Genomic DNA, 12,001 nt, shown 5'->3' with positions numbered 1-12,001 from the left:
GTTCCCGCTTCAGAGCGCCGTGCGTAGCGCGAAAAGTTCCGGGAACAGCACCACGTCCAGCATCTTGCGCAGGTAGCTGACGCCGGCCGTGCCGCCGGTGCCGGTCTTGAAGCCGATGATGCGCTCGACTGTTGTGACGTGGCGGAAACGCCAGAAGCGGAACGCCGTCTCCATGTCCACCAGCTTTTCGGCCAGCTCGTACAGCGCCCAGTAGCGGGTCGGGTCGCGGTACACCTCCAGCCAAGCGTTCTGCACCGATTCGTCGGCCACGGTCGGCAGGCTCGGGTCGGCGTTCAGGCGCTCGGCCGAAATCGGCAGGCCGTTGCGCGCCAGCAGGCGGATCGCTTCGTCGTAGATCGACGGTGTGTTCAGCGCTTCCTGCAGCAGCGGGAATTCCGGCGTGGTGGCATGCACGTTGAGCAGGGCGGCGTTCTTGTTGCCGAGGATGAATTCGATCTCGCGGTACTGGTAGGACTGGAAGCCCGACGATGCGCCCAGATACGGGCGGATGGCAGTGTATTCCGGCGGCGTCATGGTGGCCAGCACGTCCCAGGCGTGAACCAGCTGGTCCATGATGCGCGCCACGCGCGCCAGCATCTTGAAGGCCGGCGGCAGGTCGTCCGCGCGCAGGTGGGTGCGCACGGCGCGCATTTCGTGCAGCATCAACTTCATCCACAGTTCGCTGGTCTGGTGCTGGATGATGAACAGCATCTCGTTGTGGTTGGGCGACAGCGGATGCTGGGCGTGCAGGATCTGGTTCAAGCCCAGGTAGTCGCCATAGCTCATGGAGTTGCTGAAGTCCATTTGCGCGCCGTGCCATTCTTTATCGGTCGAGTTCGGTGCGGCGGCGTGCATCGGGCAGCCGGATGGTGGGTTTTCGTTCATATTGTTTATCTCTTTTACGTTACTGCGTCGCGCTTGGCGTCGACGTTGTAGTCCTGGCGGTCCAGGATGTCGCGCAGAATTTCCACCGCGTCCCACACATCGGCGTAGCTGGTGTACAGCGGTGTGAAGCCGAAGCGCATGATGGCCGGTTCGCGGTAGTCGCCGATCACGCCGCGCGCGATCAGGGCCTGCATCACGGCATAGCCGTGCGGGTGGGTAAAGCTGACGTGGCTGCCGCGCTGCACGTGCTCGCGCGGCGTCACCAGGCCCAGCGGATGGGCGGCGCAGCGCGCCTCCACCAGTTCGATGAACAGGTCGGTCAGCGCCAGCGACTTGGCGCGGATGGCCGCCATGTCGGACTTGCGGTGCAGGTCCAGGCCGCACTCGACCAGGGCCAGCGAGACGATGGGCTGGGTGCCGCACAGGGCGCGGGCGATGCCGTCGGCCGGCTTGAAGTCGGGCGCCATGGCGAACGGCGCGGCGTGGCCCCACCAGCCGGACAGCGGCTGGCGGAAGCGTTCCTGGTGGCGTTTCGGCACCCAGATGAAGGCCGGCGCGCCGGGGCCGCCGTTCAGGTATTTATAGGTGCAGCCCACCGCCAGGTCGGCGCCGTCGGCGTTCAGCGCCACCGGCACCGCGCCGGCAGAGTGCGCCAGATCCCAGACGATCAGGGCGCCGGCGGCATGGGCAAGGGCGCTGGTGGCCTGCATGTCGTATTGATAACCGGTGCGGTAGTTGACGTGGGTCAGCATGACTACGGCAACATCGTCGCCGATGGCGGCCGGCAGTTCGTCCGGGCTGTCGATCAGGCGCAGGCTGTAACCCCGGTCGAGCCAGCTGGTCAGGCCCTGGGCCATGTAGATGTCGGTCGGGAAGTTCGAGCGTTCGGTGACGATCAGGCGGCGGCCGGCGCGTTCCGGGTCGGCGGCCTGCATGGTGAGGGCGGCGGCCAGGGCCTTGAACAGGTTGACCGAGGTGGTGTCGGTGACCACGACTTCGCCGTCGGCGGCGCCGATCAGCGGGGCCAGCAGGTTGCCGAGGCGCTTGGGCATCTCGAACCAGCCGGCGCTGTTCCAGCTGCGGATCAGGTCGTTACCCCATTCCTGGGCGATGACTTGCTGGGCGCGGGCGAGGGCGGCTTTCGGGCGGGCGCCCAAAGAGTTGCCATCTAAATAAATAACGCCGGCAGGCAGGTCGAATTCATCACGGAGGGGGGCGAGCGGATCTTGCGCGTCGCGCTCCAGGCAGTCGTTGCGAGTGGTCATCGGGATAACTGTTTGAAGTGTAAAGCAGTAGTGTAACCCGGAAAACTGCGGGTCTGGCCCTTTCAGGGGCAGACCCAAAGCGACCCAAACCCGCATGGATGCTCGTTCTCCAGGGTTTTTGAAAAATTTTTCGATTTTTTTAAAAAAACCCTAAAGTTCCCCAAAACTCTGCCGTTACCAGTTTTAAGATCGGCGGGAGACCGTAATACAGCGGTTTTAGGATGATGCGAAAAAAAATCAAAAATTTTTCGTCGGAACCCTAAAGTTCTTCAAAGTACTGCCGTTACCAGTTTAGATGTCGCAAAAAAGAGTCGTTTAACCGTCTTATTTTTCGATTTGAAACAGGGCTTTTCTTGAAGCTTGTATCCAGCAAGAAACCTGCGCCGCAAGGGCGTAGATGAGTGATCTGCGAGTGTTTGTCAGACAAACACCGACAGGTCGCGTTCGTCATTTCCCGGCATGAAATACGGAAGAGCACCTCTTCCCGGCTTTTTGTTGCTCAAGCAGAATGTATCTCAACGGAAACGCAAACGTGTTCCGACAGAGAGAAAACTGTGAGGAGTGGGAAAATGACCGCAAACGATATGATGGCTGAAATTCGCGACGCCAACCTGAGCTACCTGATGCTGGCTCAGCAGATGATCCGCGCCGATAAAGTCACCGCGATCTTCCGCCTTGGCATCGCCGCTGAAATCGCCGACCTGATCGAAGGCATGAGCAACGCCCAAATTCTGAAGCTGGCAGGTGGCAATATGATGCTGGCCCGCTTCCGCTTCGACGACAGCGCCATCCTGTCGATGCTGACCAACTACAACAAAGACCGCGTACTGGCCCAGTCGCACGCCGCCATCCTGATGGCCGGCCAGCCAGTCGAAGAAATCGTTTAATCGCGTCAGCACGGAGTACAGATCATGGCCACCAAGAAAAGCGTCGTATCGGAAGCCCAGGAAATCCAGCTGGCCATCGAACTGATCCAGCTGGGCGCACGCCTGCAACTGCTGGAGTCGGAAGTGTCGCTGTCGCGCGAACGCCTGCTCAAGCTGTACAAGGAGCTGAAGGGTGTGTCGCCGCCGAAGGGCATGCTGCCGTTCTCGACCGACTGGTTCCTGACCTGGCAGCCGAACATCCATTCCTCGCTGTTCATCAACATCCACAGCTTCTTGGTGACCCACGCCGGCGCCACCGGCGTCGAAGCGGTGATGAAGGCCTACAAGCTCTACCTCGAACAAATGCCGCCGGAACCGGGCGAAGAACCGCTGCTGTCGCTGACCCGCGCCTGGACCCTGGTGCGCTTCTTCAGCAGCAAGATGCTGGAAACCGCGCCATGCACCAAGTGCCAGGGCAAATACGTGGTCAACGCCATGGACCTGCATGGCAGCTACGTCTGCGGCCTGTGCCACATGCCTTCGCGTGCCGGCAAGACCAAGAAATCGCGCGAAGCCGAAGCACTGGCAGCCTGAAACGCGGCATAATGCCAGCGTGACCTTACCTTATTTCCAACGCCTCGCCCGCGCGCCCGCCGTGCAGGCGATGCTGATCCAGTGCGGCGCCGTGCCGCTCATGCTGGCCATCATTTACCTGATGGCCAGTTTTCGTTTTCCCGTCGATTATCTGACCGTGGCCGTGGTGCAGGGCCTGTTGGCGGCCGGCCTGACCTGGAAGTTCGGGCTGGCGCGCTGGTGGCGGACCATCCAGCTGCTGTTCCCGCTGGCGGTGCTGGCTGCGCTGGCGTTGCAACTGCCATCCTGGCTGTTCGGCGCGGCCTTCCTGCTGTTGCTCGGCTGGTACTGGTCGACCTTCCGCACCCAGGTGCCGTACTACCCGTCCGGCCCGGTGGTGTGGGACGCGGTGCGCCAGTTGCTGGCGGAGCGTCGGGAGTCGGCGCCGCGCGTGATCGACATCGGCAGCGGCCTCGGCGGCCTGGTGCTGTACCTGGCGCGCAGCCGGCCGGACGCCGAGGTGTGCGGCATCGAGCTGGCGCCGCTGCCCTATATATATAGTTGGCTGCGCGCGAAACTGGGCGGCAGCCGCGCCCGTTTCCTGCTGGGCGACTATGAAAAACTCGACTTCGGCCGCTACGACCTGGTGTTCGCCTACCTGTCGCCGGCGGCCATGCCGGCGCTGTGGCGCAAGGCGGCCGCTGAAATGTGTCCTGGCTCCATGCTTGCAAGCTACGAATTCAACATTCCCGAGCGCGCGCCGGATCGCATCGTCCATGCCACAGAGGGCGACGTTCCACTCTACATATGGTACTTTTAAGCATCATTTGGCGTTATTCTCTTGCCCGGCTACCCCGACTCAGGCTATTGTAGTTCTATATGTAAATTATTGAAAAACCGGCCGCGCTTAGACACAATTCGGCCGGTTTTCGCTCTGGGGAGTCAGTACACTTGTTAGTCATCATTGGATATGTAGTGGTCTGCGTCGGCGTGTTCGGCGGCTTCGCCATGAATGGCGGGCATCTTGCCGCGCTGATGCAGCCGCTGGAAGTGGTCATGATCGGCGGCGGCGCCCTCGGTGCTTTCCTGGTCGGCAACAACGCCAAGACCATCAAGGCGACCATGGGTTCCATCCCCAAGTTGTTCAAGGGTTCGCGCTACACCAAGGATCTCTACATGGAGATGATGTCCTTGCTGTTCGACGTGCTGTCCAAGGTGCGCAAGGAAGGCCTGATGTCGATCGAAGGCGATATCGACAGCCCCGAACAGAGCCCGCTGTTCAGCAAGTACCCGAGCGTGCTGGAAGACCACCACATCGTCGAATTCATGACCGATTACCTGCGCCTCATGGTGTCGGGCAATATGGACGCCTTCCAGATCGAGAACCTGATGGACATCGAGATCGAGACCCACCACCACGAGGGTGCCGCGCCGGCCCACGCCATCGCCAAGCTGGGCGACGGCCTGCCGGCCTTCGGTATCGTGGCGGCGGTGATGGGCGTGGTGCACACCATGGAATCGGTGGGCTTGCCGCCGGCCGAGCTGGGCATCCTGATCGCGCACGCGCTGGTCGGTACCTTCCTCGGTATTCTGCTGGCCTACGGTTTCGTCGGTCCGCTGTCGAGCCTGCTGGAGCAGAAGCTGGAAGAGTCGACCAAGATGTACCAGTGCGTCAAGGTCACGCTGCTGGCCAGCCTGAACGGCTATGCGCCGGCGCTGGCGGTGGAATTCGGCCGCAAGGTGCTGTACTCGACCGAACGTCCGTCGTTTGCCGAACTGGAAGACCACATCAAGAAATCGAAGTCGAAGTAAGCCATGCGGTGCACTGTCATTATGTTAGGGAAGAATCATGGCTGAAGAGGGTTTGCGGCCTATTATCGTCAAGCGCATCAAGAAGGGCGGCGGCGGACACCACGGCGGCGCCTGGAAGATCGCGTATGCCGACTTCGTGACGGCGATGATGGCCTTCTTCCTGCTGATGTGGCTGCTCGGTTCCACCACCAAGGGCGACCTCAACGGGATTTCCGAATACTTCAAGACGCCGCTCAAGGTCGCCATGCAAGGCGGCTCGGGCAGCGGCGACAGCTCGTCCGTCATCAAGGGCGGCGGCAAGGACTTGACCCGCACCGACGGCCAGGTCAAGGCCAGCGACGACCCGGCCGTCAAGAAAACCTTCAATCTGACCGCCGCCAAGGCCGCCATGGAAGCGGAGGAGAACCAGCGCCTGAAGGCGCTGAAGGAAAAGATCGAGAACAAGATCGACGCCAATCCGCTGCTGAAGAAATACAAGGAACAGCTGCTGCTCGACATCACCAACGACGGCCTGCGGATCCAGATCGTGGACGAGCAGAACCGGCCGATGTTCGCGCTGGCCAAGGCCGACCTGCAGCCCTACACCAAGGACATCCTGCACGAGATCGGCTTTGTGCTGAACGACGTGCCGAACCGTATCGGCCTGTCCGGCCACACCGATTCCACGCCGTATATGAGCGAGACCGGTTACAGCAACTGGGAGTTGTCGGCCGACCGCGCCAACGCCTCGCGCCGCGAGCTGATCGTCGGCGGCATGCAGGATTCCAAGGTGCTGCGGGTGGTGGGGCTGGCCTCGGCCGTCAACCTCGACAAGGCCGATCCGTTCAATCCGGTCAACCGCCGCATCAGCATCGTGGTCATGAACAAGCGGGCCGAGGAAAGCGTGCTGCGCGACGGCCGCCAGATCGAAGTCGGCGCGGAAGAGGCGGCGGCTGCCGCGGCGGCGGCCGGTGCGCCGTTGCCGGCGGCGTTGTCGCCGTCCGGTCCGCCAGTGCGCAAGTAATGTAGGTAGTGTACGTAGTAAAACGAGACTGTTATGACGAGAAAAAAAATTCTGGGTTCCCACGTCAAGCGCCTGCTGTCGGGCGTGTCTGACCACGGTCGCCGGCATCTGACCGAAGTCGAGACCGATCTGATCCAGACAGGCTTGTTGCTGGAGGAAGCGATCGAAAAGCTGTCCTTCAACTTCATGGCGATCCATCAGACGGTGGAGGCCGAGCGCGCCACCATCCAGCTGTTGCTGGACGGCGGCCAGCCCACGCCCGAACAGCGGGTGCAGCTGGAGGCGCTGCAAGGCCAGGTCGGCACGTATGTGAACGCGGCCATCACCAGCCTGCAGTTCCAGGACATGACCAGCCAGCTGCTGGACCGCACCCTCAAGCGCGTGACCGGCTTGCGCGAGTTCCTCGGCACGCTGGGCGCGCATGGATCGGAAATGCTGCCCGACAGCGACAACGAGCAGATCGTCGAGCTGCTGGGCAAGGTCAGCATGGCGCTGGCGATACAAAGTTTGGAGTTGCGCAGCGTGTTGCGCAAGGCTGTCAGTCAGCAACACCTGGAGAGCGGCGACATCGAGCTGTTCTAACTAACAAAACAATTTGATTTACTGAGTGAGAAGAAGATGGCTAAGACTATACTTGCGGTTGATGATTCCAGTTCCCTGCGCCAGATGGTGGCCTTCAGCCTGAAGGCTGCCGGCTACCAAGTGGTGGAAGCGGTGGACGGCATGGACGGCCTGGAGAAAGCCAAGTTGCAGAACGTCGACATGGTGCTGACCGACCAGAACATGCCGCGCATGGACGGCCTGGAACTGATCAAGCTGCTGCGCGAGCTGCCCAGCTACGCCAAGACCCCCATCCTGATGCTGACCACCGAATCGTCCGACGAAATGAAAGCCAAGGGCCGCGCCGCCGGCGCCAATGGCTGGCTGGTCAAGCCTTTCGATCCGCAGCGGCTTATCGAGGTAGTCAAGAAGGTCATCGGCTGATATTAGAGAGCGCGCAATGATGCTGCTTGTACTTAGCGTACCTAATGGAGTCTCACCATGACCATCGATATAAGCCAGTTTTACCAGGTCTTTTTCGATGAGGCCGAGGAGCTGCTGGCCGAAATGGAACGGCTGCTGCTGGCCGTTAACATCGAGTCGCCCGACGCCGAAGATCTGAACGCGATCTTCCGCACCGCCCATTCCGTCAAGGGCGGCGCCTCCACGTTCGGCGTGACCGACATGACCGAAGTCACCCACGTGCTGGAGACCCTGCTCGATCGCATCCGCAAGGGTGAAATGGCGCTGACCGCCGAGCACGTGGACGCCTTCCTGGCGGCCAAGGACATCCTCAAGATGCAGCTGGACGGCCACCGTCTCGGCAGCGTCGTCGACCAGGACGCGGTTGCCAACGTGCGCATGATGCTGCAATCGCTGGCACAGGACGTGCCGGTGGTGGCGCTGGCGCCGGTGGCGGCCGGCTTCGGCACGGGCGAGACCAAGGTGGTCGACCACAGCGGCGGCCGCCGCTACCGGCTCGAACTGCCGGCCATGGCGCACCGCGAAGTGCAGGCCCTGGGCGACGAGCTGGGCCTGATGGGCCACGTCTCCATCACGCCGCTGGACAAGGACCGCAACGCCATGGTGGTCACCACCCATGAAAGCCTGGACGACATCATCGCCATCTGCTCCTTCGTGCTCAATCCCGAAGAAATGAAGATCAGCGAGCTGCCGGCGCTGAACGACGACCAGGCCAAGCGCGAGCACGACGCCCGCGCCAAGGTCGAGGAAGAGCTGGGCTACGGCTTCTTCGACATGACCGACCTCAAGCCGGCCCAGGCCAGCGGCCAGGGCTATGGCTTCTTCCAGCCGCTCGACGAAATCCGCGCCAACGCCGCCGCCGGCGCCGAGGATGCGCAGGGCTACGGCTTCTTCCAACCGGTCGAGCAGATCCGCGCCGCCGCCGGCATCGTGATCGACACGCCGCCGGAAGAAGAAAAGAAAGTCGCCAAGAAGGAAGAGAAGGAAAAAGAGAAGGCGCCGGCGCAAGGCGCCGAATCGTCCTCGATCCGCGTGTCGATCGAAAAGGTCGACCAGCTGATCAACCTGGTGGGCGAACTGGTGATCACGCAGGCCATGATCGAGCAGCGCGTCGACACGCTGGACCCGATGGTGCACCAGCGCCTGTTGAACAGCGTCAGCCAGCTGACCCGCAACACCCGCGACCTGCAGGAAGCGGTGATGTCGATCCGCATGATGCCGATGGACTTCGTGTTCTCGCGCTTCCCGCGCATGGTGCGCGACCTGGCCACCAAGCTGGGCAAGAAAGTCGACTTCATCACCAACGGCGCCGCCACCGAACTAGACAAGGGCCTGATCGAACGCATCGTCGATCCGCTGACCCACCTGGTGCGCAACTCGATCGACCACGGCATCGAAATGCCGGAGGTGCGGCGCGCCGGCGGCAAGAGCGATTCCGGCCGATTGTTCCTGTCGGCGTCTCACCAGGGCGGCAACATCATCATCGAGGTATCGGACGACGGCGGTGGCCTCAACCGTGAGAAAATCCTCGCCAAGGCGCAGCAGAACGGCTTGCCGCTGACCGACAATATGAGCGACGCCGAAGTCTGGCAGCTGATCTTCGCGCCGGGCTTCTCGACCGCCGACGTGGTCACCGACGTTTCCGGGCGCGGCGTCGGCATGGACGTGGTCAAGCGTAACATCACCGCCATGGGCGGGGTGGTGGACATCCGTTCGGCCAAGGGCTTCGGCACCACCATCTCGATTTCGCTGCCGCTGACGCTGGCGATTCTGGACGGCATGTCGATCCGGGTCGGCGAGGAAGTCTACATCCTGCCGCTGGGCTTTGTGATCGAATCGCTGCAGCCGGCGCCGGAAGACGTCAAGGAAATCAGCGGCAAGGGCCGCGTCATCAAGGTGCGCGGGGAATACCTGCCGCTGGTGCCGCTGTACCAGATGTTCGACATCGCGCCACGCTTTACCGATCCGTGCCAGGGTATCGTCATCATCGTCGAGACCGACGGCCGCAAGGCCGGCCTGTTCGTCGACGAGCTGGTCGGCCAGCAGCAGGTGGTGGTCAAGAACCTGGAGTCCAATTACCGCAAGGTGGCCGGCATTTCCGGCGCAACGATTTTGGGCGACGGCGGCGTGTCGCTGATTCTGGACGTCGCCGCGTTGATACGCTCTTCGCGTCAGCTCGCTGACGAGTCGATTTTTTCTTCATAGGGGGCCAACATGGCAGAGATACAAAGTGCGGCAGCCAGCGACATCGCTGGACACGAATACCTGGCCTTCAAGCTGGGCGCCGAGGAATACGGCATCGACATCCTGAAGGTCCAGGAGATCCGCGGCTACGAGGCGGTGACCCGCATCGCCAACGCGCCGGAGTTCATCAAGGGTGTGATCAACCTGCGCGGGATTATTATTCCGGTGGTCGACATGCGCATCAAGTTCAACCTGGGCTCGCCGGTGTATGATCAGTTCACCGTGGTCATCATTTTGAACATCGCCGGCCGCATCGTCGGCATGGTGGTCGATTCGGTGTCCGACGTCACCACCCTGACGGCCGACCAGGTCAAGCCGGCGCCGGAAATGGGCACCGCCTTCAGCAGCGATTACATGATCGGCCTGGGCACCATCGATGAGCGTATGCTGATCCTGGTGAACATCGACAAATTAATGTCCAGCCCGGAAATGGGCTTGATCGAACAACTGGCGGCCTGACAGGCCCGCTCCGCCGGCGCCCCGATCCCGCGCCGGCTTCGCAGCATACGGACGTGTCCCAAAGAGAAGGACGCGCCGCCCACCACGATGCAGTACACACAGAGGGGAGATTCTCATGAATTTACGCGACTTTAAAATCGGCGCCAGGCTGCGTATCGGTTTCGGCATCATCTTGCTGATCTTGGTCGCCATAGTCTTGCTGACCAACTATCTTAACTACAGCAATAAAAGCAAGTTGACCACGGGACTGGAAACGGCCACCAGCAAGAACCTCCAGGCGGGCGCGATGAAGAGCGCCATGCTGGAGACCGGCATCGCCATGCGCAACATCGGCCTGCAATCGGACGTCAGCCTGATGCAGAAGGAAGAACAGAAGGTCAAGGACCAGCGCGCGCGCTACGACAAGGCGCTGAACGCGCTCAAGGCCCAGGGCCTGAACGAGGCTGAGAAGAAGGTGCTGGGCGAGCTGGCGGCGCTGGAGACCGACACCGACGCGGCCTTCAAGGAAGCCATCGGCCAGATCCTGGCTTTCAACAGCGAAGGCGGCGCCAAGGTCATTTCCGGCCGCATCGATCCGCTCAACAGCCAGACCCTGGTGCTGATCAACAAGCTGGTCGACATGCAGCAGGCCGCCGCCAAGGAAGTGCTGGACGGCTCCGTGTCGTCCGACCGCAGCCTGATGGTGATGCTGTTCGTGCTGGGCGGCGTGGCCGTGGCGTTGGGCGTGGTGTGCGCGGCGGTCATCACCCGCTCGATCACCGGGCCGCTGTCGGGCGCGGTCAGCGTGGCGCAGAAAGTGGCGGCCGGCGAACTGACGTCGACCGTCTACGTCGAAGGCAAGGATGAAACCAGCGAACTGCTGCAGGCGCTCAAGGACATGAACGAGAGCCTGGCCAAGACCGTCGGCGACGTGCGCACCGGCACCGAGCTGATTTCCACCGCCTCGCAGGAAATCGCCTCCGGCAACGCCGACCTGTCGGCCCGCACCGAATCGCAGGCCAGCTCGCTGGAAGAAACCGCTTCCTCGATGGAAGAGCTGACCAGCACCGTCAAGCAGAACGCCGACAACGCGCGCCAGGCCAACCAGCTGGCGGTCTCGGCATCGTCGGTGGCGCAGAAGGGCGGCACCGTGGTGTCGCAGGTGGTGCAGACCATGGGCTCGATCACGGAGTCGTCGCGCAAGATCGCCGACATTATTTCGGTCATCGACGGCATCGCCTTCCAGACCAACATCCTGGCGCTGAACGCGGCGGTGGAAGCGGCGCGCGCGGGCGAACAGGGCCGTGGCTTCGCGGTGGTGGCGTCCGAAGTGCGCAACCTGGCGCAACGTTCGGCCGGCGCGGCCAAGGAAATCAAGGAGTTGATCAGCGACTCGGTGGAGAAAGTCGACGCCGGCAGCAAGCTGGTGGACGAAGCCGGCCAGACCATGGACCTGATCGTGACCTCGATCCGCCAGGTGGCCGACATCATGGGCGAGATCACCGCCGCCACCCAGGAACAGAGTAACGGCATCGAGGAAGTCAACCAGGCCATCACGCAGATGGACGAGATGACCCAGCAGAATGCCGCGCTGGTGGAAGAAGCCGCCGCCGCCGCCGAGAGCATGCAGGAACAGGCCGAGCTGCTGTCGCAAGCGGTCAGCATCTTCAAGCTGTCGCATGACGAGGGCACGCGCCGCAGCGCGCCGGCAGCGGCCCCGCGCCGCGCCGTCGCCTCGGCGCCGGCGCCTGCGCCCAAGCCGGCGATCGCCGCGCCGCGCGCAGCGGCCCCGGCCCGTCCGGCAGCACCGAAAAAAGCTCCCGCCGCCGCATCGGGCGCCGACGAGTGGGAAGAGTTTTAGCCGTACCGTCGCTCCCGCACACGCGGGAGTG

Annotated in this window: 12 protein-coding genes; 10 read left to right on the top strand and 2 right to left on the bottom strand. The window is 62.5% G+C overall.

Features of this window, described 5'->3' with window-relative positions; genetic code table 11:
- Positions 1-9 precede the first annotated feature (9 nt).
- Together kynA and kynU are read right to left on the bottom strand one after the other, a co-directional pair.
- On the bottom strand, positions 10-885 hold the full coding sequence (gene kynA, locus ACXZ1M_RS03345) for a tryptophan 2,3-dioxygenase (protein WP_459051796.1): 876 nt from the start codon (positions 883-885) through the stop codon (positions 10-12).
- Positions 886-899: 14 nt separating this feature from the next.
- Positions 900-2,150, bottom strand: a complete 1,251-nt coding sequence (gene kynU / locus ACXZ1M_RS03340) for a kynureninase (protein ID WP_459051795.1) — start codon at positions 2,148-2,150, stop codon at positions 900-902.
- 569 nt (positions 2,151-2,719) lie between these two features.
- Here kynU and flhD point away from each other — a divergent pair.
- The 10 genes from flhD (at position 2,720) to ACXZ1M_RS03290 (ending at position 11,970) form a co-directional block, all read left to right on the top strand.
- Positions 2,720-3,037, top strand: coding sequence for a flagellar transcriptional regulator FlhD (gene flhD, locus ACXZ1M_RS03335; RefSeq protein ID WP_090177486.1), 318 nt, complete (start codon positions 2,720-2,722; stop codon positions 3,035-3,037).
- 24 nt (positions 3,038-3,061) lie between these two features.
- Positions 3,062-3,610, top strand: a complete 549-nt coding sequence (gene flhC, locus ACXZ1M_RS03330; RefSeq protein ID WP_459051794.1) for a flagellar transcriptional regulator FlhC — start codon at positions 3,062-3,064, stop codon at positions 3,608-3,610.
- 70 nt (positions 3,611-3,680) lie between these two features.
- Positions 3,681-4,409, top strand: coding sequence for a class I SAM-dependent methyltransferase (locus ACXZ1M_RS03325; protein WP_459053967.1), 729 nt, complete (start codon positions 3,681-3,683; stop codon positions 4,407-4,409).
- 131 nt (positions 4,410-4,540) lie between these two features.
- Positions 4,541-5,401, top strand: a complete 861-nt coding sequence (motA, locus tag ACXZ1M_RS03320) for a flagellar motor stator protein MotA (RefSeq protein ID WP_459051793.1) — start codon at positions 4,541-4,543, stop codon at positions 5,399-5,401.
- A gap of 37 nt (positions 5,402-5,438) precedes the next feature.
- Positions 5,439-6,404 (top strand): flagellar motor protein MotB, encoded by a 966-nt coding sequence (motB, locus tag ACXZ1M_RS03315; protein WP_459051792.1) that lies wholly within the window; start codon positions 5,439-5,441, stop codon positions 6,402-6,404.
- A 33-nt stretch (positions 6,405-6,437) separates the two neighbouring features.
- Positions 6,438-6,986, top strand: a complete 549-nt coding sequence (locus ACXZ1M_RS03310) for a chemotaxis protein (protein ID WP_373987926.1) — start codon at positions 6,438-6,440, stop codon at positions 6,984-6,986.
- 36 nt (positions 6,987-7,022) lie between these two features.
- The gene (locus ACXZ1M_RS03305; protein WP_459051791.1) at positions 7,023-7,388 is read left to right on the top strand and encodes a response regulator; all 366 of its coding nucleotides are present in this window, start codon (positions 7,023-7,025) and stop codon (positions 7,386-7,388) included.
- Positions 7,389-7,445: 57 nt separating this feature from the next.
- A complete protein-coding gene (cheA, locus tag ACXZ1M_RS03300; protein WP_459051790.1) occupies positions 7,446-9,632 on the top strand; it encodes a chemotaxis protein CheA in 2,187 nt (728 codons plus the stop codon).
- Between the two features lie 9 nt (positions 9,633-9,641).
- Complete coding sequence (locus ACXZ1M_RS03295) at positions 9,642-10,130, top strand: chemotaxis protein CheW (protein ID WP_459051789.1); 489 nt, start codon at positions 9,642-9,644, stop codon at positions 10,128-10,130.
- A 115-nt stretch (positions 10,131-10,245) separates the two neighbouring features.
- On the top strand, positions 10,246-11,970 hold the full coding sequence (locus ACXZ1M_RS03290; protein ID WP_459051788.1) for a methyl-accepting chemotaxis protein: 1,725 nt from the start codon (positions 10,246-10,248) through the stop codon (positions 11,968-11,970).
- Positions 11,971-12,001: the final 31 nt, after the last annotated feature.

It is taken from the genome of Duganella paludis (assembly GCF_054461335.1).
This window is presented reverse-complemented; position numbering and strand designations above follow the sequence as displayed.

Excerpts from the sequence above, each read along its gene's own strand:
- kynU (WP_459051795.1), bottom strand. The coding sequence starts at position 2,150 with ATGACCACTCGCAACGACTGCCTGGAGCGCGACGCGCAAGATCCGCTC.
- cheA (WP_459051790.1), top strand. The coding sequence starts at position 7,446 with ATGACCATCGATATAAGCCAGTTTTACCAGGTCTTTTTCGATGAGGCC.
- ACXZ1M_RS03290 (WP_459051788.1), top strand. The coding sequence starts at position 10,246 with ATGAATTTACGCGACTTTAAAATCGGCGCCAGGCTGCGTATCGGTTTC.
- ACXZ1M_RS03325 (WP_459053967.1), top strand. The coding sequence starts at position 3,681 with ATGCTGATCCAGTGCGGCGCCGTGCCGCTCATGCTGGCCATCATTTAC.
- kynA (WP_459051796.1), bottom strand. The coding sequence starts at position 885 with ATGAACGAAAACCCACCATCCGGCTGCCCGATGCACGCCGCCGCACCG.
- ACXZ1M_RS03295 (WP_459051789.1), top strand. The coding sequence starts at position 9,642 with ATGGCAGAGATACAAAGTGCGGCAGCCAGCGACATCGCTGGACACGAA.
- ACXZ1M_RS03305 (WP_459051791.1), top strand. The coding sequence starts at position 7,023 with ATGGCTAAGACTATACTTGCGGTTGATGATTCCAGTTCCCTGCGCCAG.
- flhD (WP_090177486.1), top strand. The coding sequence starts at position 2,720 with ATGACCGCAAACGATATGATGGCTGAAATTCGCGACGCCAACCTGAGC.
- ACXZ1M_RS03310 (WP_373987926.1), top strand. The coding sequence starts at position 6,438 with ATGACGAGAAAAAAAATTCTGGGTTCCCACGTCAAGCGCCTGCTGTCG.
- flhC (WP_459051794.1), top strand. The coding sequence starts at position 3,062 with ATGGCCACCAAGAAAAGCGTCGTATCGGAAGCCCAGGAAATCCAGCTG.
- motB (WP_459051792.1), top strand. The coding sequence starts at position 5,439 with ATGGCTGAAGAGGGTTTGCGGCCTATTATCGTCAAGCGCATCAAGAAG.